This is a genomic window from Pseudomonas sp. URIL14HWK12:I5 (genome assembly GCF_900176445.1).
Lineage (GTDB): Bacteria > Pseudomonadota > Gammaproteobacteria > Pseudomonadales > Pseudomonadaceae > Aquipseudomonas > Aquipseudomonas monteilii.
Map to the genome: position 1 here is coordinate 267,097 of NZ_FWXQ01000010.1, position 26,272 is coordinate 293,368.

At 55.1% G+C, this 26,272-nt stretch carries 25 protein-coding genes; 14 read left to right on the forward strand and 11 right to left on the reverse strand.

The features are described from left to right. Positions 1-186: 186 nt before the first annotated feature. Positions 187-711 carry a flavin reductase gene (locus tag B9A31_RS22580; protein ID WP_027615600.1) on the forward strand — a complete coding sequence of 175 codons (525 nt, stop codon included), beginning with the start codon at positions 187-189 and terminating at the stop codon, positions 709-711. A 12-nt stretch (positions 712-723) separates the two neighbouring features. Further along, entirely contained in the window at positions 724-1,407 is a 684-nt protein-coding gene (locus tag B9A31_RS22585; protein ID WP_027615601.1) for a hypothetical protein, read from the forward strand. Positions 1,408-1,450: 43 nt separating this feature from the next. Here B9A31_RS22585 and B9A31_RS22590 read toward each other — a convergent pair whose 3' ends face one another. Beyond that, entirely contained in the window at positions 1,451-2,380 is a 930-nt protein-coding gene (locus tag B9A31_RS22590) for a LysR family transcriptional regulator (protein WP_027615602.1), read from the reverse strand. A gap of 292 nt (positions 2,381-2,672) precedes the next feature. On the opposite strand from B9A31_RS22590, the gene B9A31_RS22595 reads away from it, so the two are divergent. After that, complete coding sequence (locus B9A31_RS22595) at positions 2,673-4,052, forward strand: MFS transporter (protein ID WP_050591045.1); 1,380 nt, start codon at positions 2,673-2,675, stop codon at positions 4,050-4,052. A 396-nt stretch (positions 4,053-4,448) separates the two neighbouring features. Beyond that, positions 4,449-5,201: an SDR family NAD(P)-dependent oxidoreductase gene (locus B9A31_RS22600; protein WP_027615603.1), complete on the forward strand. Its 753-nt coding sequence runs from the start codon at positions 4,449-4,451 to the stop codon at positions 5,199-5,201. Between the two features lie 42 nt (positions 5,202-5,243). Here B9A31_RS22600 and B9A31_RS22605 read toward each other — a convergent pair whose 3' ends face one another. Both B9A31_RS22605 and B9A31_RS22610 read right to left on the reverse strand, forming a co-directional pair. After that, positions 5,244-5,978, reverse strand: coding sequence for an IclR family transcriptional regulator (locus B9A31_RS22605; RefSeq protein ID WP_081741873.1), 735 nt, complete (start codon positions 5,976-5,978; stop codon positions 5,244-5,246). 278 nt (positions 5,979-6,256) lie between these two features. Further along, complete coding sequence (locus B9A31_RS22610) at positions 6,257-6,691, reverse strand: winged helix-turn-helix transcriptional regulator (RefSeq protein WP_033694697.1); 435 nt, start codon at positions 6,689-6,691, stop codon at positions 6,257-6,259. Positions 6,692-6,787: 96 nt separating this feature from the next. On the opposite strand from B9A31_RS22610, the gene B9A31_RS22615 reads away from it, so the two are divergent. Beyond that, the gene (locus B9A31_RS22615; RefSeq protein WP_027615606.1) at positions 6,788-7,729 is read left to right on the forward strand and encodes an aromatic alcohol reductase; all 942 of its coding nucleotides are present in this window, start codon (positions 6,788-6,790) and stop codon (positions 7,727-7,729) included. A 91-nt stretch (positions 7,730-7,820) separates the two neighbouring features. Here the strand turns inward: B9A31_RS22615 and B9A31_RS22620 are convergent, their stop codons facing one another. The 4 genes from B9A31_RS22620 to B9A31_RS22635 form a co-directional block, all read right to left on the reverse strand. Next, the gene (locus B9A31_RS22620) at positions 7,821-8,582 is read right to left on the reverse strand and encodes an IclR family transcriptional regulator (RefSeq protein WP_027615607.1); all 762 of its coding nucleotides are present in this window, start codon (positions 8,580-8,582) and stop codon (positions 7,821-7,823) included. Positions 8,583-8,788: 206 nt separating this feature from the next. Beyond that, a complete protein-coding gene (locus B9A31_RS22625; RefSeq protein ID WP_027615608.1) occupies positions 8,789-10,204 on the reverse strand; it encodes an efflux transporter outer membrane subunit in 1,416 nt (471 codons plus the stop codon). Further along, on the reverse strand, positions 10,194-13,340 hold the full coding sequence (locus B9A31_RS22630) for an efflux RND transporter permease subunit (RefSeq protein WP_027615609.1): 3,147 nt from the start codon (positions 13,338-13,340) through the stop codon (positions 10,194-10,196). Before B9A31_RS22630 ends, B9A31_RS22625 begins: the two co-directional genes overlap by 11 nt. A gap of 13 nt (positions 13,341-13,353) precedes the next feature. Next, positions 13,354-14,481, reverse strand: a complete 1,128-nt coding sequence (locus B9A31_RS22635) for an efflux RND transporter periplasmic adaptor subunit (RefSeq protein WP_027615610.1) — start codon at positions 14,479-14,481, stop codon at positions 13,354-13,356. A 177-nt stretch (positions 14,482-14,658) separates the two neighbouring features. Between B9A31_RS22635 and B9A31_RS22640 the strand changes: the two genes are divergently transcribed. Genes B9A31_RS22640 through B9A31_RS22650 form a run of 3 tightly spaced genes read left to right on the forward strand, consistent with a single transcriptional unit; the run spans position 14,659 to position 16,392 of the window. Continuing rightward, positions 14,659-15,444 carry an IclR family transcriptional regulator gene (locus B9A31_RS22640; RefSeq protein ID WP_050591046.1) on the forward strand — a complete coding sequence of 262 codons (786 nt, stop codon included), beginning with the start codon at positions 14,659-14,661 and terminating at the stop codon, positions 15,442-15,444. After that, entirely contained in the window at positions 15,437-16,060 is a 624-nt protein-coding gene (locus B9A31_RS22645) for a TetR/AcrR family transcriptional regulator (RefSeq protein WP_158285999.1), read from the forward strand. The genes B9A31_RS22640 and B9A31_RS22645 overlap by 8 nt, the downstream gene beginning before the upstream one ends. After that, positions 16,057-16,392 carry a LysR family transcriptional regulator gene (locus B9A31_RS22650; RefSeq protein ID WP_084297385.1) on the forward strand — a complete coding sequence of 112 codons (336 nt, stop codon included), beginning with the start codon at positions 16,057-16,059 and terminating at the stop codon, positions 16,390-16,392. Before B9A31_RS22645 ends, B9A31_RS22650 begins: the two co-directional genes overlap by 4 nt. 222 nt (positions 16,393-16,614) lie before the next feature. Here the strand turns inward: B9A31_RS22650 and B9A31_RS22655 are convergent, their stop codons facing one another. Then, the gene (locus B9A31_RS22655) at positions 16,615-17,520 is read right to left on the reverse strand and encodes a LysR family transcriptional regulator (RefSeq protein ID WP_027615613.1); all 906 of its coding nucleotides are present in this window, start codon (positions 17,518-17,520) and stop codon (positions 16,615-16,617) included. 139 nt (positions 17,521-17,659) lie between these two features. Here B9A31_RS22655 and B9A31_RS22660 point away from each other — a divergent pair, with 139 nt between their 5' ends. From B9A31_RS22660 to B9A31_RS22670, 3 genes are read left to right on the forward strand one after another with little or no spacing between them, the layout of a single operon-like run. Continuing rightward, the gene (locus B9A31_RS22660; RefSeq protein ID WP_027615614.1) at positions 17,660-19,057 is read left to right on the forward strand and encodes an amidohydrolase family protein; all 1,398 of its coding nucleotides are present in this window, start codon (positions 17,660-17,662) and stop codon (positions 19,055-19,057) included. 11 nt (positions 19,058-19,068) lie between these two features. Then, positions 19,069-19,542 carry a DMT family transporter gene (locus B9A31_RS22665; protein ID WP_084297386.1) on the forward strand — a complete coding sequence of 158 codons (474 nt, stop codon included), beginning with the start codon at positions 19,069-19,071 and terminating at the stop codon, positions 19,540-19,542. Between the two features lie 38 nt (positions 19,543-19,580). Beyond that, positions 19,581-20,441, forward strand: coding sequence for an SMP-30/gluconolactonase/LRE family protein (locus tag B9A31_RS22670; RefSeq protein WP_081741875.1), 861 nt, complete (start codon positions 19,581-19,583; stop codon positions 20,439-20,441). 28 nt (positions 20,442-20,469) lie between these two features. Here the strand turns inward: B9A31_RS22670 and B9A31_RS27835 are convergent, their stop codons facing one another. Both B9A31_RS27835 and B9A31_RS22680 read right to left on the reverse strand, forming a co-directional pair. Beyond that, a complete protein-coding gene (locus B9A31_RS27835; RefSeq protein WP_084297387.1) occupies positions 20,470-20,772 on the reverse strand; it encodes a RidA family protein in 303 nt (100 codons plus the stop codon). Between the two features lie 126 nt (positions 20,773-20,898). Continuing rightward, positions 20,899-21,693 (reverse strand): AraC family transcriptional regulator, encoded by a 795-nt coding sequence (locus B9A31_RS22680; protein ID WP_027615618.1) that lies wholly within the window; start codon positions 21,691-21,693, stop codon positions 20,899-20,901. Between the two features lie 31 nt (positions 21,694-21,724). Here B9A31_RS22680 and B9A31_RS22685 point away from each other — a divergent pair, with 31 nt between their 5' ends. Together B9A31_RS22685 and B9A31_RS22690 are read left to right on the forward strand one after the other, a co-directional pair. After that, complete coding sequence (locus B9A31_RS22685) at positions 21,725-23,065, forward strand: MFS transporter (protein ID WP_256204594.1); 1,341 nt, start codon at positions 21,725-21,727, stop codon at positions 23,063-23,065. A 5-nt stretch (positions 23,066-23,070) separates the two neighbouring features. After that, positions 23,071-23,652 carry an NAD(P)H-dependent oxidoreductase gene (locus B9A31_RS22690; RefSeq protein ID WP_027615619.1) on the forward strand — a complete coding sequence of 194 codons (582 nt, stop codon included), beginning with the start codon at positions 23,071-23,073 and terminating at the stop codon, positions 23,650-23,652. A gap of 179 nt (positions 23,653-23,831) precedes the next feature. Here B9A31_RS22690 and B9A31_RS22695 read toward each other — a convergent pair whose 3' ends face one another. Beyond that, complete coding sequence (locus B9A31_RS22695) at positions 23,832-24,743, reverse strand: LysR family transcriptional regulator (protein WP_027615620.1); 912 nt, start codon at positions 24,741-24,743, stop codon at positions 23,832-23,834. A 163-nt stretch (positions 24,744-24,906) separates the two neighbouring features. Here B9A31_RS22695 and B9A31_RS22700 point away from each other — a divergent pair, with 163 nt between their 5' ends. After that, the gene (locus B9A31_RS22700; protein ID WP_027615621.1) at positions 24,907-26,262 is read left to right on the forward strand and encodes an MFS transporter; all 1,356 of its coding nucleotides are present in this window, start codon (positions 24,907-24,909) and stop codon (positions 26,260-26,262) included. The last annotated feature ends 10 nt before the right edge of the window (positions 26,263-26,272 follow it).

Below are 26,272 nucleotides of genomic sequence, written 5' to 3' on the forward strand. Positions count from 1 at the left end.
ACTGAACGTTAAGCAAATTCAAAACTTGCATGCGGCCATGATTCAAATGAATAGACTTGTTCAGTCTTCAAACTCCCACGCTCATTACGTCTACGAATACCATCAATGCGAAAGATGAATTTGACCCGTTTGACAGCTACGCCCAGCATTAAACCGTTCATTTACGCAAACGGATCTAGAGACATCATGACGACCACAACAAACAAAGATGATTTCCGCCAAGCACTTTCCCTGCTGTCCGCTGCGGTCAATGTCATTACCACCGCCGGCCCTCATGGCCGCCTGGGGCTGACCGCAAGCGCCGTGTGTTCCGTAACCGACATGCCACCAACGGTCCTGGTCTGCGTCAACCGCAACAGCTCGATTCACGCAGCCGTGGTGGCCAACCGCGCGCTGTGCGTGAACATTCTTCCAGGACACCTTGAGGGGATGGCCCGGCATTTTGCGGGCATGACCTCCGTACCGCCTGAAGAGCGTTTCGCCGACGATGCCTGGAACGAGGGGATCACTGGCGTGCCGGTGCTGGGCGATGCACTGGCAAGCCTTGAAGGCCACGTGGTGGACATCAAGGAAGTCGGCTCACACTCCGTGTTGTTCGTAGAAGTCGCGCATATCCACCTCGGCGCGGAGGGTGAAAGCCTGACCTACTTCGGACGGAACTTTCACCGCCTGGAGCGATCCGGCGCCGCTCAACATTCATCGATTTCCTGACCGAGGCGCGCCATGACCTACTGCCTGTTCTTGACGGCTCATAACCAGCAGCCCGGCTTACACCTGGAGATGACGGATATCGCGGAGCAGCTTGCGGCTCTTCCGGGCTTGACCCAATTACTGTTCCATCAGCCATTGGAGCTACCTGACGCCGACCCGTTCATTGCTGCCGAGGCGACACCAAACTGCGTCCTCCAGCTCTACTTCAGCACCATTGATCAGATTGAAGCGGTCTTGCATACCGAGGGGAAACTCGGAACCTTCGTGCAAGCTTCGAACTTGGCCGGTTACCAATGGGAGCAACAGGTGATGCTGGTTCGACGCTTCGGCGACAGTCCGGTCCCGCAGATTCTGCCCAGAAGCGAGGAGCAAGTGACGTATCTGGTGCACTATTCAGGGCACGTTGAAGACGAAGCGGATTGGATCGAGCGCTACCTGCACCAGCATCCGCCCTTGCTGGCAAAACTACCCAATGTACGCAGCGTAGAGGTATACACGCGACTCGATTATTGTAGCCAGTTGCCCGTGGCGCGTAGCAACGCACTGCAGCGCAACAAGGTGGTGTTCGACTCGGCGCAGGGATTGCGTGATGCGCTGGCTTCGCCGCAACGAGAAGCCTTGCGGGAGGATTATCTAAGCCTGCCTCGCTTCGTAGGCGAAAGCCCGCACTACCCCATGCATACCTGCGAGTGTTGAACGGTTGGAGCGGCAGGGGAATCCCAAACCTGGTCTGCCAGCGTCATGACGCTGGCGTGTCCGCCAACAAACCCACCAGTAATGTGCGCAACCAGGCGATACCCGAGTCCGACGAAAAACGCCTGTGGCAATAGAGGCCGACAGATATCCTTGGCAACTCCACAGGCAGGCGCAGCACACGAAACGCGCCTGCCTTGTTGTTTTGCATCGCTATGGCGCGTGGCATTACTAAGGCAAGATCGGTACTGGCGACGATTTCGGGCGCGATCGTGAAGTTGGGAACCTTCAGCGCTATGCCCCGCTGCAGACCAACCTTGCGAAACGCAGCGTCTGCGGTCTGACCGTGGCCAGTGATGTTGCTCGATACGTGCACATAGCGCAGCGTCTGCATGTGTTGGAGAGTCAGCTCGCTCGTCTGCAAGGGGTGATGCTTGCGCAGCAGGCAGATGAACTCATCTTCCAGCAGACTCTCATACAGACAGTCTTCGGTGGGCTCGGCCAGGTAACCCAGCGCAAGGTCGATTTCGCTCTTGCGCAGGGCCACGGTCAGTTGGTCGATCGGCAGCGGCTGAATTTCCAAACTAACGCCTGGCGCTTGGCATGTCAGCACCTCCATGATCCGCGGCAGGACATATAGCTGCGCCATATCTGACATTGAGATGCGAAACGTGCGCGTGGCGGTTGCAGGGTCGAAGCGCGACGAACTCATCAAGGCGCCCTGGATAATGACCAAGGCCTGTTCTATAGGCCCGGATAGGCGCAGCGCCGCATCGGTCGGCTCCATTGAAGTCGCTGTGCGGACGAACAGTGGATCATCGAAAATATCACGCAGGCGACGCAGAGCGTGGCTGACCGCTGGCTGGCTGAGGTGCAGGCGATCGGCCGCTATTGTCAGGCTCCGGTGCTCCCAGATCGCTATGAACGTTTTAAGCAAATTCAAATCGATCGTAGCCAGATTGATGTGTTTCGTCATGTAAATTCTCGTACTGAAAGTTAGACCCACGAGAGCGTGCTGCTTTCCCAGCGCATGCCGCCGAGCCATTATGCGGCGGCAGCGCGGCGCCGGGGAAACTTTTTCACCAGGTTCTCACTCACGCCGTCAGAACAACAACTGAGAGGCTTATTCATCTGATGCATTGCGCACATAACGCTTGATCATTTGACCCTGTCCGCACGGCAAAACTACTGTGTCAACAAAATGAAATATCAAAAAAACCCTGTGTGCCCGTGCCTTTTATTAGGTCGTTTATGAGGTGAAGAATAAGATGACTGCACCAATAAGTGGCGTTTCGCCCAAATCAGGTTCCCCCCGCGCGGTCCGTTCTGTTTTCATATCCGTTATTGGTCAGATCTTGGAATGGTATGACTTCTTTTTATATGGAACGGCGGCAGCTCTGGTATTTGGTGAACTGTTCTTTCCAATCAATGAAGACCCACTCACAGGCACTATCGCAGCCTATGGCGGGCTAGCGCTCGGCTTTATCGCCCGACCGGTCGGTGGCATGATCTGCGGTCATTTGGGTGATCGTTACGGACGCAAGATGGTGCTTACGCTGACCTTGAGCGCCATGGGCGCTGCCACGTTCCTGATGGGTCTATTGCCCACCTATCAGAGCATCGGCATTGCAGCCCCGATTCTGCTGGTTGCGTTACGCCTGGTGCAGGGGCTCGCTGCGGGTGGGGAATGGAGCGGCAGCATTCTGGTGATCAGCGAGAACACCCATCAAAGCCAGACTGGACGCCTTTCCGCCTGGGCACCCTGCGGTGCGGTGGTGGGCTTTGTGATGTCAACCGGTGCCTTCATGCTCGCCGAAAGCGTGTCGGGCGAGGCTTTCATGACCTGGGGCTGGCGTGTCCCGTTCTTGTTCAGCCTTGTACTCATTGGCGTTGGGCTTTATCTGCGCAGCCACATGGACGAGAGCCATGAATTTGCAGAAGTCAGCGCGTCGGGAAAATCTGTCCAAGCCCCGATCAAGGAAGTGCTGCGCTGCCATCCCCGGGAGATCCTCATGATCTTCGGATTGCGACTGGGGGAAGGATGCGGATCGTGGATCTTTTTCGCTTTTTCGATCGCCTACGGTAAATTTCTCGGCCTGTCGAATAGCTTTGTGCTGGGGGCGCTGACGTTCTCAATGGTGCTGCAGATCCCCTGCACGCTGCTGGCAGGCTACGCCTGCGACAGGTTGGGGCGAAAACCTGTGTACCTGGCGGGCGCTGTGGCCATGTTGCTATTTTCCTACCCGTTTTTCCTGATGTTCGAGTCAGGCGTACCGTGGGTGATCGTAACTGGCCTGGTAGTGGCCAATGGCTTGGTGCTGGGCCTTCTCCAGGGCGCTCAGCCATCGTACATCAGTGAATTGCTACCTGCCCGCCTGCGTTTTTCCGGCCTAGGCATCGGCAGGGAAATCGCTTCAGTGCTCGGTGGTGGACTTGCGCCCATCATCGCCACCGCGTTGCTCGCCCATTACCGCGTACCTGAACCCATCGCCCTCTACCTAGGTAGCATGGCGCTGGTCACGGTCGTTACCACCCTGCTTACGCCTGAAACCTATCCTTGCGAGCAGCGTATTCGTGACCGCGAAGCGTTGAAAACACCGGAGAGCAAGCGCGCCTATACAGAAAGCAGCATTGTAGCGGGAGGATGACGGGATCGGCAGTTGCTTCACTTCCTTAAACCGCAACTGCGAGCATGGCCTTGTTGTCAACCGCCGACCGCAACTTCCAGTACATATAGACGCCACGTTGATTCGTGCGTGGTGCCACCAGAGGGGCGGCCCAGCGCCGACCAAGCTGCTCCTCTGTCCCTGCAGTGTGCTAGCTGGCATGGGAAGAAAAAGCCCAAGAGCAGTGAAGGGCTGCGAGCAAAGGGGCGCAATATCCAGTGGAAACCTGCCACACCACGGTGAGATCAACCTTTGATAACGAATGGACTGCGCATCTTTCGACACTGCCGAAATTCCCTCGTCTATTCGCTGGCTCTGTAGACGCCGGAATTTTTGCCATTAGGATAATCAGCAACTCAATCCTACGTGGAGCTAATGATGGATTTGGAACTTGCTGGAAAAAAAATCTTGGTCAGCGGCGGCACCCGGGGGATCGGTCGAGCGATCGTTGAAACATTCCTAGCAGAAGGTGCCCATGTTTCATTCTGCGCACGTGACGCCGCGACAGTCTCCCGGCTGCAGGACGAATTGGGGGGCAATTGTATCGGTTGGCAAGTTGACGTAACGGATCCCGCCCAAGTGGCAAACTGGGTTAAAGCGTCTGCCGATGCACTGAGTGGGATCGATATAATCGTGCCTAACGTCAGTGCCCTGCTTGCCGGCCCCGACATGGAAGTATGGGAAAAAGGCTACAAGACCGATCTGCTCGGCACCGTTCAATTTGTGAATGCGGCGTTGCCTTACCTAAAAGAGTCTGCAAACGCGGCGGTGGTACTCATCTCCAGCGTATCAGGCCGCGATATCGATATTTTTGCCGAACCTTATGGCGTCTTCAAAGCTGCGCTGATCCACTATGGCAAAACGCTGGCTTTGAAGCTCATTAAAGATGGGATCCGCGTCAATACAATTTCCCCAGGAAACGTTTATTTTGAAGACGGTGTATGGGGAAAAATCGAACGCGAGCAACCCGAGGTCTTCGCTGAGTTCATTCGCGCCAACCCAACCGGCAGGATGGCCACGCCCAAAGAGATCGCCACGGCGACCGCTTTTTTGGCCAGCCCCCTTTCGAGTTTCACCGTTGGAGCTAACTTCCTGATCGATGGCGGCCTGTCTAAAGGCGTCCAGTTTTAAAAAAAGCCACCTCGGCGTCTGCTGAGGTGGCTTTTTCAATGATCACAAACTCAACAGCGGGTACAGTTCGTTTATTATACGCTTCGCCAGAGATTCCAAATCTATTCCACATGCGTCACCTGCCAAACACTTCATGCCTAGCGCTGCCACGAGAGCGCCTTTATAACGCAGGGGTATAGCCAGGCAACGCTCCTGGCTTCTGTCGCTGTCCTCGATAGCCCACCCCTGATCACGAACCCGCTTCAGCTCTTCCTGCATATCGAACGTTATCGGCGTTTGGATGCTTATTCTTCGCGCCAGCGCACTGTCGTGCGCCAAGAATATTTTACCAATAGCGGTAAAAGTGATGGGTGCATCAGACAACTCCCGACGCGCTTCCTCACTGCCCATCTTATCGAGAACTTTTAGGGATACATAAGTTTTAGTACCGCAAGCGACCGCCAATATGGTGGTCATCTTACACAATCTATTTGCTGCCTGCAGGGCAGGTTCAAACAGCCGTAGCAATTCAGTCTCGCGTTGCTCCGATGACTTACCCAAATGATGCAGGCGTATGCCGATACTGTAATCCAACCCTTGCCTAATTACATACCCAAGTGCCACTAGCGTATCCAGAATACCGTGCACTGTACTCACACTCATTTCTGTTGCCAGCGCGATATCTCTAAGTTTCGCGGTTCCGCCGACATCGCGAATAACCTCTAGCACCAGGAAAGCTTTTTCAACTGACCGTATTCCGTAACCAGACATCATCAGTCCTGAGGCAAAAATAAACACCGATTAATCCAGGCACAAACCAATTACATCTCTCAGTCGCCGGACACCACACTGACTCGAAGAATATATACACTGGCGCGGCAAGGCAGTTAACGTGTCTACTCACTACGCCGTCACCTTGAACAACAAGCGACCTAGCGTAAATGAAGGTCCGTCACCCGTCAAACGAACGCTTTTAAACCGTTACTACTTGGCCGTGACGGACGGTAGCCTCAAAGGCACATGGCCATCAGCGGGGCTGTCCTCTAAGTACACAATGCATACTTAACAAGCCTGAGCTATTCATCTGCTCCAGCGCTTTGCCACGGTGGTAATTCTCCACCTTCAATATCGAATTTTCTTCGCGCCTCTCGAAAATCATCGACATGTTCGACAACCCAAGTCCAAATGGGTGTCATCTTGATCAGCAGCTCTTTCCCAAGCAGCGTGAGTTCGTATTCGACTTTTGGAGGAAAAGTCTCTTGTATGTACCGACTTACAAGTCCATCTCGCTCAAGCGAGCGGAGCGTGCGCGTCAACATACGCTGGGTAACACCGACCATCTGTCGCCCGATCTCGGCATGACGCATGCGGCCATAAACACCCAGGAAATGAAGAATCCCCAATGACCAACGGCTGCCCGCATGGGCCAGTATCTCACGGCGCAGCCCGTCGTCCTCCTCATTCAGCGTTTTGCAGATCTTCTCAGAATCTTGAAGAGTTTCAACATTCATAACATTAGCTCCCGGTATCACCGATGTACCTTCTTCCATAACCGTGCCGGTCATGCAATCCTTAACCCATCATACTCAAACGAACAGAGGATTTATATGACTTCAACAACCCAAGCCGAACAACAATCGATTCTAGTACTAGGCGCTGGCGAATTAGGCTCCGCCGTTCTGCGCCACTTAGCACGCGTAGCAGACCGCGTACCCGGCTCCAGCATAAGTGTTTTACTACGTGAGTCGACCATCAACTCACAAGACCCGACAAAACGCAAAGAAATCGACGAACTGCGCGGCCTTGGCATTCAAATGGTCGCTGCAGATTTGATCACCGACTCCATCGAGGAACTGGCGGTGGTGTTCTCGCGTTACGACACCGTCATCGGCTGCGCCGGTATGGTGGCAGGTCGAGAAACCCCGATGAAACTTGCCAAGGCAGCACTCAAGTCGGGCGTCAAACGCTACTTCCCCTGGCAGTTTGGTGTCGACTTTGAAGTAATTGGACGTGGCAGCCCACAAGATTTGTTCGATGCTCAGTTGGATGTCCGGGAACTCCTGCGTGCCCAGGATAAAACCGAGTGGGTAATCATTTCAACCGGCATGTTCACTAGCTTCTTGTTCGAGCCCGTATTCGAAGTTGTTGATTTCGAGCATGACACACTCAATGCACTGGGGAGTCTCGACAACAGCGTGACACTTACGACGCCGGACGATATTGGTGCAATGACCGCCGAGATCGTGTTTTTCGAGCCACGCTTCCGTAACGAAATTGTGTACCTCTCCGGCGACACCGTCACTTATGGTCAAGTCGCAGATATTCTTGAGGAGGTTTTGGGCCGCCCGTTCAAGCGCAATGAGTGGACTGTACCGTACCTGTTGTCCGAGCTGAAAAAAGATCCGACCCACCATATAAAAAAATATCGGGCAGTGTTTGCGCAAGGCCGCGGCGTGGCATGGCCGAAAGCCGGAACCTTTAATGATAAACACGGCTTTGCCGTGACCACCGCCCGTGATTGGGCGAAGGAAAACCTGCAAGGTAAATAGTAACGTACCGCTAAAACGGTTGCGTTATCCGCAAGAAAAGGTCGACATAGCTCGACCTTTTTCATACCCAGAAGAGGACATGGGCAATCAATTATACTGAACACCCTGTCCCGATATTTTTCTCGACCTCCAGTTTGATGCCTTGCAAGACATCCATGTATTCCTTCCGACGACGCCCCATTCGAGTTGAAGGTGCTAAAATCGCGACTGCGTAATTGCCAAGATAGGTATAAACTGGCAAGGCCAGGGCGGACACGCCCTCAACGTATTCCTCATCATCAGTGGCAAACGATTTCATACGAACTTCTTCGACTTCTTTCAACAGAGAAGATCGATCAAGCGTCATTGGGGCACAGCGCTCCAGCTGCTCCGGTAGCAGCGTAGATAACATTTCTTCCGACTGTTGCGCGAGGAAGATTTTTCCTACAGCAGTAGCATGGAGAGGTACGTGCATACCCACAGGGAATACAATACGTAGCTCTCTCTGGGCAACGGCACAGTAGGAGATAAACACTTTATCGCCAGCCAACGCAGCAAGAATGACTGTTTCTTGCATTCGTTCCGATGCAGCCTGCAGTACCGGACCAACAACGGAAATGATGTCTGACTGAGTGCGATTCAGCAGTTGACCAAGCGCCGATCCAAGTCTGAACCCCCCACCTGGGCCAAGCGGCTCTACAAGTCGCTCGTCCACCAAGGCGTTGATGATTCTTTGCACCGTAGAGCGAGCCAGGCCGACCGCCCTTGCGATACCGGCCAGGCTCAGTCCCTTGGGGTGATCTCCCAACGTGCGCATGATGGCGGCAGCCCTTGCGATCACCTGTATGCCACCTGATTTTTCTTGATCAATCATCGCTATTCCCGTCTACCGTGGAGCAAAACTCAGTCAGCGGGGCAGGTTAGCACCAGTTTGGCAATCCTCATACCAGGCGGAGGCGATGCACCGGTGATGAGCCGGTACTGGGCAAATAGCGCGCAGCGAAACATCCGAACAGCCTTCACCGGCCCCCTTCGGGGTGACGGCGAACCTCTGATTCGCCGCCTTTGCTACCCGTTATATCAATGCGCGGTGACAACCTCCAAAGCGTTCCATCCTCCCCCAAGGGCTTTGAACAGCTGAATTTGTGCTTTCAGCTGTTCAAGCTGATCAGTCAACAGCTTCTGCCGGGCGGATAATTGCTGACGTTGCGCATCCAGCAGCGTCAAATAGTTATCGACTCCCTCGTCATAGCGTTGCTGTGCCATCTGCGTGTATTCATCTGTGGACCTGACCAGGTCGCGCTGACTTTGAACTTGCTCCTGCCAGGTTCCCGTTCCAGCAAGCCCGTCCGAGACCTCCCTGAAGGCAACCTGAATGGTCTGCTCATAGTTGGCGACATTTATATCTTTCTGAATTTTCGCGTAATCCAAACTGGCCTTGAGGCGGCCACCGGTAAAGATAGGCAAATTAATCTGCGGTATAAAACTCCAGCTTTCAGAGCCACTGTCGAACAGACCGCTTAATTGATTGCTTGCAGTGCCGGCATTCGCCGTCAAGGTCACCCGCGGCAAGAAAGCGGCTCTTGCAGCGCCAATATCGGCGTTGGCGGCCTGTAGCGCATGCTCCGCCGCTTGAATGTCCGGCCGTTGCAGCAGCAGATCTGACGGAAGACCTACCGGTAGCGCAGCCAGCATGTCGCTATCGAGCCCACTCGAGTTCAAACCAGTAGGTATCTCAGCACCCAGCAATAAACGCAGGGCGTTCATATCCTGGGCCACCTGACGCCTGTAAGCCTGCACCTGCCCTCGGGCACTGTCGACCAAGGTTCTTGCTTGACGCACATCCAAATCTGACGCAGTGCCAACAGCGCTACTTTGTTCGATCAAGTCCAGGTTATGCCGGTAGTTTGCCAAGGTGTCCTTTGTGACAGCGAGCAACTGGTTATCGGTTTGCCAGGTAAGGTAGGCCGTTGAAACATCAGCGACTAAACCAATCAGTACGCTGCGTTCAGCTTCTTCAGTCGCCAAATACCTTTCGGCAGCACTGGCTGAGAGGCTGCGAACCCTACCCCACACATCGAGCTCATAACTGGTGAGACCTATTGCAACGCTATTGTTACCCGTCGTCTCGTGGCGCTGAGTAGGCGACAGGTCGGCAGGAACTCGCGACCGCCCTGCCCCCCCATCCAGCCCGACTTCGGGGGCCAGTTCAGCACGCTGTATCTGATATTGAGCCCGATACGCCGCAACATTCAAAGCGGCTTTGCGCAAGTCACGGTTACTTTCCAGAGCAATGTCAATGAGCTGATGAAGCGACTGATCCTTGAAGAACTGCTTCCAGCCCACGAGCGCAGCTGCCCTCATGGAAGAGGCTTGATAAGCGTCTCCCTGGGGCCATACCGCAGGCACCGGCGGTTCTGGCTTTACATAGTCTGGTATGAAGCTGCACCCTCCCAACGCTGCAACTATCGCAAACCCTAATATTTCAAGCCTCATCGCCAACTCCTTGCAACCGTTCAGCTTTCTTAGAGCGGCTATAAGTAAAGATTTTCATGACGACCACATAGAACAATGGAACGAAGAAAATCGCCAAGAATGTAGCAGCCAAGGTACCGCCGACAACGCCGGTACCAATGGAGTGCTGGCTTCCGCTTCCCGGGCCGTGCGCTCGTGCCAGCGGCAGGGTGCCCATGACGAATGCAATCGACGTCATGATGATCGGACGCAACCGCAAGCGGGCGGCTTCCACAGCCGCCTGGGTCAGGCTGCGTCCTTGGTTTTCATACAACTCCTTGGCGAACTCGACGATTAGGATGGCATTTTTAGCCGCCAGCCCCATGGTGGTGAGCATGCCAACCTGGAAGAAAACGTCATTGGAAAGGCCCCGTCCAAGCGTCGCTGCAACCGCGCCGAGAACACCGAGCGGTACCACCAGCAAAACAGAAACAGGCACCGACCAACTTTCGTACATCGCGGCAAGACACAGGAACACCATGATCAAAGAAAGCGCATACAACATCGGTGCTTGAGAGCCCGCCGCCCGCTCTTCGTAGGACAATCCCGTCCAGGAGATGCCGATACCAGCAGGTAACTGTGAAGCAATGCGTTCCACTGCGGCCATAGCATCACCCGAGCTGAAGCCAGGCGCCGGTTCACCGAGAATCTCTACAGCAGAGATGCCACCATAGCGCTCCATTTTCGGTGAACCATAAACCCACGTCCCAGTCGCGAAGGCGGAGAATGGCACCATCTGCCCTACCGCGTTGCGCACATACCATTTATCGAAGTCTTCAGGTGAGATCCGTCCATCCTGCTCACCCTGAACATAGACTTTCTTGACCCGTCCCTTGTCAATGAAGTCATTGACATAGGCAGAGCCCCACGCAACGGACATGGTGTCGTTGATGGACTCGATCGATACCTGCAATGCACGAGCCTTTTCATCGTCGATGGTCACCTGATACTGCGCCTCATCGTTCAGCCCGTTAGGTCGTACCAACTGCAAGGAAGGTTCTTGGGCTGCCAAACTAAGGAACTGATCCCGTGCCGCCATCAACGCTTCATGACCCAGGGCGCTGTTGTCTTGAAGGAACAAGTCAAATCCCACGCCATTACCCATTTCCATGATCGCTGGAGGCACGATCGGAATTACCGTCGCATCCTTGACACTCGGTATGAACTGGCCAATTCGCTCAGCAAGGGCGAAGACGCTTTGAGCTTGGGTTTTTCTGTCGTCGAACGTTCGAAGTCCGAGGAACAAGATGCCCGAACTCTGACCGCGGCCTGCGAAATTGAACCCATTCACGGCAAATGCCGAATCAACGGTTTCCTGCTCGTGTTCGAGTACGTAATCACGAACCTGATCCAACGCTTGTTGCGTTCGTTCAGCACTGCTATTCGGCGGGGTCTGAATCTGCACCATCATGGTGCCCTGGTCTTCTCCCGGCAGGAAGGCTGTTGGCAATTGCCGGAAAAGCAAAGCGACGCCGGCGATCAACAGCAGATAAACCACAAGAGACCGCTTCGGATTACGCAACAGACGCTTGACACCGCCCTCGTATCGATCTGTGTTGGTTTCAAACACCCTGTTGAACCACCCAAAGAAGCCTTTCTGGCCACCAGGCTTAGGTGAGTGTGGTTTGAGCAGGGTGGCGCACAACGCGGGCGTGAAGATCAGCGCGATCAACACCGACAGCCCCATCGCGGAAATGATCGTGATAGCAAACTGACGATAGATAATCCCTGCCGATCCGCCGAAGAAAGCCATTGGCAAGAACACAGCACTGATGACCAGCCCAATACCAACCAGAGCGCCGGAGATCTGCTCCATCGATTTGTACGTGGCCTCTTTAGGCGACAAGCGCTCTTCGGTCATGAGGCGTTCGACGTTCTCAACCACCACGATGGCATCGTCGACCAACAAGCCTATCGCGAGCACCATGGCAAACATGGTCATCACGTTGATGGTGAAGCCACAGGCATACAAGATGCCAAACGTGCCTAGCAGCACCACGGGAACCGCCAAAGTCGGTATCAGGGTCGCGCGCAAGTTTTGCAAGAACAGCAGCATCACCACAAACACGAGAATGATGGCTTCGAACAACGTATGCACGACCGCCTCTATCGAGGCGCTAACCACCGGACTTGTCTCGTACGGATACTGGATTTCGACGCCTTCTGGCAGATAAGGCCTGATGCGCTCTGCTGCCTCTTTTACGGCTGCAACGCTGTCGAGCAGGTTGGCCCCTGTAGCCAGACGCAACGCAATGCCCGCCGAAGGCTTACCGTTGTATTCAGCGCTGATGGAATAGTTCTCACTGCCCAACGCCACGTCCGCAACATCTTTGAGTCGCACCTGAGAGCCGTCAGGCTGGACCTTGACCAAGATCTCCTTGAACTCGTCGACCGTGCGCATGCGCGTCTTGCCAATCACCGTGGCATTGAGCTGGACGCCTTTTCGGGTCGGTAGACCACCAATCGATCCGGTGGAGACCTGAACGTTCTGCGCCGAGATGGCCGATACCACATCCGAGGGTTCGAGCTGGTACCCATTCAACTTGGCAGGATCAACCCAAATTCGCATGGCGTTCTGAGCGCCTAGTACGAGATAGTCGCCGACACCTTTGGTACGCGAGATGGGATCCTGAAGTTGAGAAACGATCAGGTTGCCCAGGTCAAAGTTGGAAAGGCGTCCATCGGTTGAAACCAACGCCAGTACGAGCATGAAGTTGATCTGAAACTTCACGACGCGAATACCTTGACGCTGTACCTCTTCTGGCAACTGGGGAGTTGCAAGCTGGAGCTTGTTCTGCACCTGAACCTGCGCGATATCAGGGTTGGTTCCCTGATCGAAGGTCACTGTAATTTGCAAGCTACCATCGGAGTTTGACGCCGAGCTGATATAACGCAGGCCGTCAAGGCCGCTGAGTTGTTGCTCGATCACCTGAACTACGGTGTCCTGCACGGTCTGCGCCGAGGCACCGGGATAGGTCACACTGATCTGGATCGCCGGGGCTGCAATATTGGGATACTGGTTGACTGGCAAGCTCTTGATGGCAAGCGCTCCGGCCAGCATGATCACAAGCGCGATCACCCAGGCAAAAATAGGACGGTCAATAAAAAAACGAGACATTAGACAGAGATCCTTACCTTGACACAGCCAATGCGCCAAGATTCACGTTGCGCGCAGGTGTTGCCTTCACAACACTTTCCGCGTTCACACGCTGCAGCCCTTCGGTGATGATTTTCTCACCAGGCTCAAGCCCCCCATCGATCAGCCAGCCGTTGCCCACGGTCCGGACTGTGGAGAGATCGCGATGCTCCAAGCGACCATCCGGCTTCACCACCCAAACAGTGGCCACACCACGACTATCACGGGTTACCGCTTGCTGCGGAACGATCATCGCACGTTCTTTTACGCCCTCTTTCAATTGGGCATGCACAAACATGCCGGGGAGCAAAGCGCGATCAGGATTCGGGAATACCGCCCTTAACGTGACAGATCCGGTTCCTTGATCGACGCTCACCTCTGAAAATTTCAAAGTCCCGGCCAATGGATAGACGCTGCCATCGTCAAGCGTGAGGTTTACTTGTGCTTGATCTTCACCTGCACTGACCAGGTCACCCGATTTCAAGGCGCGCTTGAGCGCGAGAATCCGAGTGATTGGCTGCGTAACATCCACATAGATCGGGTCAAGCTGATTGACCGTGGCCATGGGCGCGGTTTGCCCTTCAGTCATCAGTGCACCTTCAGTCACGGCCGAGCGGCCAATTCGGCCTGAGATCGGTGACAAGACTTTTGTGTACTGCACGTTGATGTCTGCAACGCGCTTGTCCGCTTCTGCTTGCTTCCATGCCGAAACGGCGTCATCTCGCTGCTGTCGACTGATGGCCTTGGTTTGCAAAAGCCGCTCATAGCGCTCTGCCAGGTTCTTCGCGCTGTGCAGGTTCGCTTCTGCTCGCGCCTGCTGGGCAAGGTAGGTGCGCGCATCGATCTGATAAAGCTGCTGCCCCTTCTTGACCTCAGACCCTTCAACAAACAGGCGCTGCTGGAGAACGCCGTTTACTTGCGGACGCACTTCCGCTACGCGAAATGCCGTTGTACGACCGGGTAGATCGGTGGTGAGTGTGAGCGGAGCAGCCTGCACGGTATAGACGCCTACCTCGACAGGCTGTGCAGCAGTGTGCGGGGCCTCTGCATTGCATGCGGATAACAGAAGCATGCCTGACAGCGGAAAAAGCAAGGGAATCCAAAGGTTTGTGGGCCTTCGCATGGTGGTCTCCTGAAAAAAAAAAAGGCAATTGCATGTACCGCGATGCGGATCAGTGTACCATGATGGTGTCACTCATCCGCAATGGCCTTTTCTCCAAAAGGGGATATCAAGATCGATGGGGTGGGTAGATATGAGCCTGCAAGGCCAGGCGATTCGTGCAGAAGAAGGGGAAATCTGGTGGAAGAATTCGAAAGACACCCAGGCATCCAGGTAATTGCGAGAGCCGCAGCGATCATGCGCGCCTTGGGGTATCACCCCCGGGGGTTGAGCCTGGCCGGAATCGCAAAGCAAGTCAGCCTGCCAAGATCAACAGTTCAGCGAATTGTGAATGCCCTACAAGAAGAGCAGCTTGTTGAACAAGCAAGGGGAGGCGCGGGCTTCCGCCTGGGTTCAGCGCTGGGAGAACTTATGACGCTGACGCAATTTGACATCGTCTCTAAAGCAGCACCCGTTATCGAAGAGATGTCAGAAAAGATCGGCGAGTCAGTTGCTTTATCATCGCTGATGGGCGAGAAAATTCTGACCATCTATTGCGCAGTCGCAAAAAAAGAGCTGCGAATCGTCTTTCCGTTAGGCGTCTACGGCTGCATATATTCAACCTCAGTCGGGAGGCTTTTCCTTTCAAAACACCCGGCTGACACCCTTGAGAAACTGATCCCGCAAACCCTGCCTAGCCACACGCCACTTACGCTAGGCCGCCAGGAGTTGATCAGAAACTTAGAGGAAATACGGGAGCTTGGCTACGCAACCGAGTCTGAGCAGTACATCGAAGGCGTTTATTCGGCGTCAATTGACATTAGCGCCCAGCATGGGAGCTACGCTATTACGGTGATCGCTCCTGTTAGCAGAGCGGCAAGGCGCGAAAACCAATTGATTGATGCGTTGAAGACCGCTAAAAACAAGATTGAAAGAGGCGGGTGCTGCCATGCGCCGACCTCAGGCGGGGAGCCAGCGGATGGCTAGGAAAACTCGCGACGAGGCTGAACTGACCCGTCAAAGAATTCTGAAGGCCGGGCTGTCTGTGATTGTACGAGATGGTTATGAAGCGGCGACATTGGAAGCTATCGCGCGAGAGGCATGCGTATCACGGGGCGCTGTTTATTGGCATCACAATGGTAAGGCGATGCTCGTTGAACAGATCCTGAACGAATACAGTACGCCATTGGAAGCCTACCTCGAAGCACCGGAAACATTATCCAGCGGACTTTCCCATCTCAAACGCGCATTGATGGAAACGGCCAACCGCCAAGAATTCATGTTAGTCACCAAAGCGCTACTGATGTGCAAATGGGAACCGCGCATTGATCAGCGTAACAAGCAAATCCAGGATCGCCTCAACAGCAAGCTGTGTCACATGCTGGAGGATGCCCAAAATAAAGGCGAACTGGACAATAGCTTGAACACAGAACAGGCAGCAAAGTGGTTGCAGTGTGCCTTGTTAGGATTATTTTCGTACGGCCTGGAGCAACATTCATTTACCGAACTGCTGGATTCAACGCTGACGCTATTCCTGTTGTGGATTCGAGGGGCAACCACCCTAGGCAATCCTGACCCCTCTGCACTTCGGAGCAATCCATGAACAGACAGGAGCTTAGAAAGGTCGACCTGAACATAATGGTCATATTCGAACGTGTAATGCAGGAACTGAATGTGACAAGAGCTGCAAAGTCGCTTGGTATAAGCCAACCCACCGTGACCGCTGCTCTTAACAAACTTCGGCGAATTTTAGAAGATCCACTTTTCATATTGAATGGTCAAGGCATCGAGCCCACAGCCAGAGCCTACCAGGTCTATCAAGAGATCACGCCGGCACTTGACGAACTCACACGCGCATTATCTTCACAGCTGCGCCCCCAATCTCATCCTTTTAAACCCATCAACCTGACCGAAACATCTTCCTTGGATCGTTAATAGGGCTTATCACGTTCGTTGATTTTACTCTTTCGTTACTCGCCCTTATCATTACTGTCGATGGGCAGGGGCTCCCCTCCCGCCCCTACCCATCTGCCCTTTGAGTTGCCGCCTTCCCCGGGCGGCTTTTTTTTCGCCAACCTTTAATCAGCAGTCATGATGCATGGGCCGTTCAAATCACCCATGGCACTGTATACACCAGAGCAAAAAAACTTCTACAGACTAAGTTTTCGGATTGTGCTTACAAACAATCTCAGCCATCCAATCTGCAAATGCTCGTACAGCGGGCGAAAGAAAGCGCTGATGAGGATAGAGCAACGTCACCGGAACGGACGCAGGGCGCCAGTCCTTCAGAACCTCGATCAGTCTCCCCTCCCGCAGATGGTCCGAGATGACATTCTCCGCCAACTGGACCAATCCGAATCCTTCCAGACACAGCTTGATGTACAGACCTGTTTCGTTGACAGCCGCTCCTCCCTGCACCGGGACAGTAATTCGTTCACCCTCCTTGCAGAAAGTCATCTCGGCTGCGCGCCTGGCGTTGCCTGAAAAATAATGAATGGCCTTGTGATGAGCTACATCGTACGGCGTCTGAGGAATGCCATTCTCCTGGAGATAGGTTGCTGAGGCACAAGTCACCCAGCGAAACCGGCCGAGCGGGCGCGCAACTAGCGTCGAGTCAAGGAGCTCACCAGTGCGAATGACACAATCAACACCCTCCTGGATAAGGTCCACCTGGCGATCGTTGACGCCGATCATGAGATAAATGTCCGGGTAGCGCTGGTAAAAATCTTTCAGATTCGGCATCACAATAAAATGCGCAATGCCCCCGGGCATATCCACTCTCAACCGCCCCCGAGGCTGTTTTCCCGAATCGAGAAGGTTGGATTCGGTGTGTTCGATCAGCTGGAGGATCTCCCTGCATTGAGCCAAATAGGTTGCACCCTCTGATGTCAGGCTGACACGCCGCGTTGTCCTGTTCAGCAGCCGCACCTGCAGGTGCTTTTCGAGGCTTTTAACACTGCTTGTGACCGTTGAAGCCGGCAAGGAAAGCGTTTGTGCCGCGTGGACAAAGCTCCCCGCCTCCGCCACACGAACAAAAACCTGCATAGCCTGGAGACGATCCATGATTTTTCCCTACTGAATTGCGATTAGCGAATCGCTCATTATTCGCGATTTCTGAATGATTAAAACAATCAATCTGTCTTTTTCGGGATTATCGCTTTGCGTACATTTTCCTCAACGACATTCATCGAGGTGTACAGAAATGACAGCATACGATCGCGGCATCGTGCAGACAGCAGCGAAGCATCCCGCCAGGACTCTTATTCGAGGGGCGACCGTGCTTAGCATGGACGATGGCATAGGCAACCTGGTGCGCGGCGACATTCTCATCGAAGGCAACAGTATCAAGGCGGTTGGCGAACATATCGAGCCCGGCGACGCCACGGTGGTAGAAGCATCCGGCATGATCGCCATGCCTGGCATGGTCGATACTCATCGCCATTCATGGGAAGGCCAACTACGCCGAATCAATCCTAATGCCGAAACGCTAGAGGACTACTGCAACGCAACGCACTTCTCGTTTGCGAAATACTATCGTCCCGCAGACATGTATATCGGTAACCTGCTGACTGCCTTGGGGTGCATCGACGCGGGCATCACTACTGTGGTCGACAATTCGCACAACAGCCGAACGGGTGCCCACTCCGATGCAGCAGTCGAGGCGCTGATTGATGCAGGTATTCGATCGGTACACGCTTCCGGCGCGCCTGTTTCCGGGGAATGGGACAAAGCCCACTGGCCCGGGAATCTGGAGCGCCTCAAGGAAAAATACTTCAAAGATGGCGAGAATGACTTGATTTCTCTCGCCGCCATGGCCCAGCTGGAACCTGAACTTTGGGCTGAAGCGCGACGGCTTGGCCTGCCCATCATCACCGAATTCTTCGGTGGCGACATGGCGGCAGAACTGGAAGCACTGCATGGCAAAGGGCTGCTGGGCCCCGACAATATTTTCAACCACTGCACGGCACTCCCGGATGCAGGATGGAAAATCCTTCGCGAAGCAGGTGTACGCGTTAACGTGTGTCCGCGCTCAGACGCCCACTACGGCATCGAGGACGGCATGTTCGCCATGCAAGCTGCCCACCGTCACGGCATCAGCCCCGGGCTGAGCGTAGATAACGAAACGTCCTACAGCGGCGATATGTTCATGGAAATGCGAGTGGCATTCTACCTCCAGCGCGTCATGGGCATGCATCAGCAGCGCTGCTGCGGTTCAGAACATCATCCTGTGACACTGCCCGCCAACAGCCTACTGAAGGCTGCGACGGTCGACGGCGCTCACTGTGCCGGCCTGCAGGACAAAATCGGTAGCCTTACGCCGGGTAAACAGGCCGATCTGATCCTCATCAATGCGCAGGACATCAACCTTTATCCTTCCAACAATGCATTCGGAACCGTGGTTCATGCCGCCGAGCGCAGCAATGTCGATACCGTCATGATTGCGGGGCGCATCGTCAAGCGCCATGGCAAGGTATTGGGCGTTGACAGCGAGCGGCTTCGCGCCGCGATTGATGAGTCTCGTGAACACCTGTTCAAGGCAGCCGGTTACCAACCCGATATGTTCGCGGAAACTTTCGCTCCGCTTGAATCGGCCCAATAAGGAGGCGAGTCATGAGCGCGTTCTACTACCTGCTGGCCATCTGCGCGGGGCTAGGCATAACCCTGCAGACCACCCTGAATGGCCAGCTAGCGAAAGGTGTAGGTGGCGACTCTGTCGCCGCGGCTCTCTTTTCGTTTACTGCAGGGGCGGTGTGCCTGGGCGTCTACTCACTCATGCGCGGCGGCATAGTGGCCTCCTTGGTAGCTATACCCTCGCAGCCTTGGTGGAGCCTTCTAGGCGGTTTGCTGGGTGCTAGTGCGCTGCTCAGTTACGTGGTGCTTGCACCCAAAATTGGCCTATCGGCCTTGCTTGGGCTAGCAATCGCGGGGCAAATTACCTCGTCACTTGCCATCGATCATTTCGGATTGTTGGGTTCTGTTGAAAGGCCGGTATCTCTCATCAAGCTGGGCGGGTCGCTGGTGATGGTGGCGGGCCTGGGTATTGCTCTGTTTGGTGACAGACTGGTCGCTGTTTTCTCCAGTTGAAGGCTAGATATCGCCATCTCTATCCACAGGACGCAAGCATGTTCGAGACTATAGCTAACACCACCAGCCTTCTGGGGGAATGCCCTCTCTGGTGCGACATAACCCATCGTCTGTTTTGGACAGACATCCCTAACTGCGAACTGCTTGCGCTTGCCCCCTCAAGTGGCCAAGTTCAACGCTGGGCGCTGCCTGAGCCACTGGGATCATTCGCGCTGACCGCCGATAGCGATGTACTGCTGCTGGGGCTTGCGTCCTGCCTGGGCTATTTCAATCTCGTCACTGGTAGTTTCAGTAAAATCGCTGATACGCCTGGCGTGTCCGGAACGCGCATCAATGATGGTCGCTGCGATCGTGAGGGCAATTTTGTGTTCAGCACGATGGATACGGGCGAACCGGTGCAACCTGTAGGCCAGTTTCATCGACTCAACGCGTCATCGCTGGAAACGGAAACCTTGAACCTGCCTTCCGTGAAAATTCCAAACAGCATTTGTTTTAGCCCTGATGGCGCGACCCTTTACTACGCAGACTCTCTGCAGGGACGCATCTTCTGCTGTGATTATCCTTCGTTAAACAATAGCCGCGAATTTACGACAATCGTCGGCCCGGGCGCGCCGGACGGCTCGACTATCGATAACGAGGGCTTTCTCTGGAACGCAGAATGGGGTGGTAGTCGAGTGGTTCGCTACGCACCGGACGGCACACCAGATAGGGTCATTGAAACCCCTGGTACCCAGACGACCTGTCCCGTTTTCGCCGGGCTGGATCATGCATTGCTGTACTGCACAACTGCTAGGATTGGGCTCGCCGCACCAACAGAAAGTGACGGAGCGCTCATTAGAGGTGTGCTGACGACCACGTCCGGGCTCCCTGAAACACGCTTTGCCGGATCACTTGGTTGAATGCCTCGAGTGCCAAGCACCCGTTTGGCTATATCAAGGTAAGATTTCGCGGGTTGGCCAAGAACCATGCAATGAGACAGGGTTTCCAGTAGCCACTGCTTGTGGAACTGTCTTTAAAATATTCATTCCACACGACATTGAATTCGCCGAATTTCGTAAAGTCACTACAGTACACACGAACCAGCATTAGTTGGTTGAAGCCCACATCAAGCTCCGTACAAGCGCGCTTGAGATTCTCAAAGATGGTTCGCGCCTCAACCTCGAGCCCACCAGCGACAAGGCCTCCATGCTCACGGTGAAGGCCGACTGTTCTAAGGTGGGTTTGCACCATAGACCAGATGAGGTGGGTGACCGGAAGAAATCGACCCGAAGCTGCCTGCCGCAACCGGCGGAAATCGGCCAGAAGCAGACAGTGACCGCTCGATAGCCTCACCGCTATGTGCCAACAAGCAGCGCACTAGCGCAGAGCGGAAAAGTACTGTGTAGGCGGTTTTCCCAAGGCTTTCTTGAACATCGTGATGAAGGCATTGACAGAGTCATAGCCCAGTATGCCCGCTACACGTTGCACGGAGACGCCTTCTGCCAAATGGCTCAGTGCAATCATCAAATGCAGCTGCTGGCGCCAGCGTCCGAAGCTCAGCCCGGTCGTGCGCTCCACTAGTCTGGCCAGTGATCGTTCGCTGATTGCAAGCCGAGTCGCCCACTCGCGCAACGTGGTTCGGTCGTCGGGGTATGCAAAAAGCGTATCCGCGATTTGTTTGATCTTGGGGTGGTCTGATATCGGCAGATGCAGCTCTTTTAGCGGAGCATCGGAAAGCTGCTCAAGCAGCACTGCAACCAGCCGCGCTGTCTTGCTCTCAGAACGGTAAGCAGTTTCTTGTTCAGCGAGATGCAGAATCATTTCCCGAACCAGAGGTGTGATGGCAACCGTGCAGCATTCTTCGGGCATGGCCGCCGCTCCCGGCTCGACGAACAGAAAGCAGGTACGGGCGTTTTCTGTCATGCGGCAACTGTGCGGCATGCCGCCAGGAATCCACACTGCGTGCTGAGGAGGCACAAGCCACAGTGCGTTGCGCACCTCACAGCTCACCGCACCGTGCAACGACAGGATCAGTTGGCCTTTACGATGATCATGGGATCGGGCACCTGAATCATTGAGGTCAGGCGCTACCTTCAGGGCAATAGCCGCCTGAGCGAAGAGATCTGAATCGAATTCTTCCGGCGAAGAAATGACTTTTCTTGAGGTTGGCATAATTTAGGTATCAACTGTCTTGATATCTATATTGGATAATTCTGAGGCTCTCTACAATGGTCTTCTTTTCAGAGGACAGCTAAAGAATATGTCAGATACAAAAAACAAGTGGCATGCCATCGCACTCGTCGTAACCATTCTGCTTGTTGCCGCGAACCTACGCGTTCCCTTTACCAGCATCGCGCCCGTTTTGCCGCTCATCCAGAATGATTTTGGCTTGAGCGCCTCAGCGCTAGGCCTGCTTACTTCACTGCCACTCCTAGCTTTTGCCGCCTTCTCCCCGCTCAGCGCCTCGCTCGCCCGCAGGTTCGGCATCGAGCGTACGCTTTTCGGAGCACTGTTGATCATTTCGTTGGGCATCCTGCTCCGCTCGGCTGGTAGCGCATGCGCGTTGTACGCCGGTACGGTACTGATAGGCACCGGCATCGCCTTGGGCAACGTGCTGCTGCCCGGGCTGATCAAACGCGATTTCTCGACGAAAATGGCCTCCATGACCGGCGCTTATTCCATTACGATGGGTGCAGCAGGCGCAGTCGGCTCAGCCGTGATAATTCCGCTGACCCAATCATGGGGATGGCCGATTGCCCTGAGTTTGTTGGTCGCCACCCCGCTGTTGGCGCTGGTGGTGTGGCTGCCGCAGTTGAAAAAACACGAACACGTAAATCTGTCCGGTCCTAAACAAGCCTCAACCGTGGCCGTCTGGCGTTCGTCGCTGGCATGGCAGGTCACACTGTTCATGGGGCTGAACGCGATGCCTTTTTATGTCGCCGTCGGCTGGCTGCCGACCATCCTGATGGACCATGGCATATCCCCCGAGCAGGCAGGCGCGGTACACGGCACGCTGCAACTGGCCACGGCCATCCCCGGCTTGATTCTGGCGGCCACGCTTCGCCGTCTCAAAGATCAGAGACTGGCAGCCGCAACCGTCAGCCTGTTAACCGCCTCATCCCTGATCGGGCTCATGTACGCGCCAGGCTACGCCCTGTTGTGGGCCGCCCTCCTGGGCTTCGGCTCTGGTGCCAGCATGATGCTCGGCCTGACTTTCATCGGCTTGCGCACTAAAAACGCCGGCGACACAGCGGCACTGTCAGGAATGGCGCAGTGCGTGGGCTACCTGATGGCAGCCGCAGGTCCCTTGCTACTGGGCCAGCTGCACGACTGGAGCGGTGGCTGGACAGCACCGCTGTTGATCACTGCCGCAATCGCTGTTGCCGGCGCATTCACCGGCATGCTGGCCGGCCGCAATGTTCAACTCGATCACAGCCATTGCAAAAGCGCGACCATGCCACACAACGAGCCAGCAAACATGGCAGATACGCATCGATCACGACCGAGCAATCCTATCAAGAACGTCACTGTAATCACTGAGTAAGACCCATGAGCAACGTACTGATCATCAATGGCGCCAAGCCATTTCTCTTCGCCAAGGGCGAGCTTAACAACATGTTCGCCACCCTGGCCGCCGAGCACCTGACGGCGCTCGGACACAGCGTCTCGACCACAGTAGTCGACGCCCCTTACTCGATTGACGAGGAAGTTCAGAAAATCGCCAACAGCGACGTCATCATCTACCAGATGCCCGGTTGGTGGATGGGCGAGCCCTGGATCGTCAAACGATACATCGATGAAGTCTTCAGCGCCGGCCATGGCGTACTGTATGCCAGTGATGGCCGTTCACGTACCGACGCATCGAAAAAGTACGGAAGTGGTGGCCTGTTGCAGGGCAAGAAATACATGCTCTCGCTGACCTGGAACGCGCCCCTGGAAGCCTTCGACGACCCCGAGCAGTTCTTCCACGGCGTAGGGGTCGATGGCGTTTACCTGCACTTCCACAAGGTCAATCAGTTCCTCGGGTTGGAAGCACTGCCCACCTTCATCGCTAACGATGTCGAGAAAAACCCGCAGATTGAACAGGACATCGCCAACTATCGCCGGCACCTCGATCAATGCTTCCTTTGATCAGTAGACGTTGTTCTTAACTCACCAGCGAAGTCTTCGCCCGCACTCGTTCAGCCCGGCAGCCACTGACCTCGGGCTGAATCGCCGTTGCGGACGTGCCCGTCTATCCAGTCAGCCAATGCGCTCACGGCCGGCGAAAAAAGCGCTGATGCGGGACACGATCGCAACTTTCGAGTGAATTACCTGTTTGCTTCGCTTCGCAGATTGGTCCCCCAACCGTGCGCTTCGCCGATGAAATGCAGGACCGCTCTTGAACGCTCATCAATGCGTGATACAAGCGAAAGCTCGCTGACCATTTCCGGTTGAGCCAGGGGCACGATCCGTAACCCAGGCATGGTTAACCGAGTGATCGTTTCCGGCACGATGCTCAGGCCGATGCCCGCGGCTACCAGGCCAGGAATGCTCATCAACGACGGTACATACATGATGTTCTGCGGATGCAGCTGGTTTTTCCGACATGCCTGGAGCGTGTGTGAAGTCAGGCCAATGCCGGCAACGTCCTGAAGAAAAACGAACTTCTCATGCCTCAAGGTTGCAAGCTCCCCGGTAAAGCCTTCCGCCAGTTCGTGGTTGTCGGGAATCAGCAGAACCAGTCTGGACTGACTGAAAGGGTGGGTGCGTAAGCGATCCGGCAAGTGATCCTGGAATACCCTGGCAAACGCCAGGTCCAGCTTGTGCTCGAGCAGCTTGTCGAACTGAGCGCGGATCCCCGCATCCACCAGTGACACTTTGACTTCGGGAAATGTACTGAAATAGTGCCGTAACAGTTGCGGCAAATTGGCCTCAAACAAAGCCGAGTGGTAACCGATGGCGATCTCGCCAACCTCCCCTCGCCGCGCACGCCGCGCGGCGGACGTTGCCAGTTCGCTGGATTCGATGGATTGTCGCGCATGCGGGAGAAACGCTTCTCCAGCGGCAGTCAGCACCACCCCACGACTCTCGCGCCGGAACAGCGCCAGCCCCAACTCGGCCTCCAGGGTTCGCATCAACTGACTGAGGGCCGGCTGCGCAATGCCCAACTGCTCGGCAGCTCGGCTGAAGTGCTGCAGCTCGGCAGCGACAACAAAGGCCTTCAGATGTCGTAGTTCCATAAGGTACCCATAAGTTAGCCTTATTGAATTATCGGGATTTCGATAATTATTTTGCAAGCAGGATGCGCTAACGTCTAGTCACTTCATCCCTTCCCGCCAAGCCTTTGCCCCAGCGGGATCGTGTGGGAAATCCAAAACCATAAAAACAATGATGAGCATCTTTATGAGCACGACCACTAACGAGACTCATGATCAGCGCATGCCTCGCAGGGCAGTGACCGCCGCGACCATTGGTACCGCCTTGGAATGGTTTGACTTCACCTTGTACGGCGCGGTTTCGGCGACCATCCTGCCTAAACTGTTCTTCCCGGCCATGGAGCCGACAGCGGGCCTGCTGGCTTCGCTGGCAACGTTCGGTGTGGGACTGGCGGCGAGGCCATTGGGCGCCATCACCTGTGGTTACCTTGGCGACAAAGTAGGCCGACGTAACCTGATGTTGGCCACAGTCAGCATGATGGGGCTGGCTTCGGTATTGATGGGCCTGTTGCCCACTTACGGCCAGATCGGCATCTGGGCCCCTGTCCTTCTGGTACTGCTACGGATCATTCAAGGATTTGCACTGGGGGGAGAATCCACCGGCGCGCAGCTGATGGCACTGGAACACGCTACCCCCGACCGCCGCGGACGCTATTCAGGGTTGCTAGGCTTATGTTCACCGCTCAGCCAGATACTGGCCAACGGCGTACTCATGGGGCTGGCTGCAACACTTTCAAGTGAACAGTTCGAGGGTTTCGGCTGGCGCATTCCTTTCGTATTGAGTTTTGTCCTGGTGGTTGTCGCTATCTTCATCCGGCTCAAGGTGGATGAAACCCCTGCTTTCATAGCCTTGAAGAAAACGCCGGTCAAGCGGGAGAAAAGCCCACTCAAATCGGCGCTCGGCGGCCACCACAAAACGATCCTGCGCCTGATGCTGTTCTTCTGCTCGCCCGCGGCGCTGTTCTATCTGATTGTGATTTTCTCCCTGAGCTATCTGACCAAGCACCTGGGCATGTCCCAATCGATGGGGTTCATGTCACTGATGGTGGCTAACGTCTGCGCGATTTTCGGGGCATTGGGTGGCGGTTACCTTTCGGATCGCTGGGGGCGAAAAAAGGCACTGGCGTTGGGCTCGTGCATGACGCTGCTGATCCTGTTCGTTTACTTCCCGATCCTCAACACCCAGAACGCCACCGCGATCATGGCCGTCATGGGGCTATTTCTCGGTTTCACCCAGTTCCAGAGCGGCATTCAGCCGGTGGCGTTCGCCGAGGCATTCCCGACTCAGGTGCGCTATTCCGGTTCGGCACTGGCCTACACCGGCGCCAACCTTGTGATTGGCGGCCCGATGCCAATGATCGCGGTCTGGCTGATGAGTCAGTCGGGCAACTCGCCATGGCCACTGGTAATGCTGTGTGCAGTGATCAACCTGATCTCGCTGGCAATGATCCTCTTGGGCCCGGAAACCAAAGGCATCGACCTTAACGGCGTCGCCACAGCAGATATCGACGTGCCTTCAACTTCAGCCATTCTTTCCAAATAATACAGCAGGA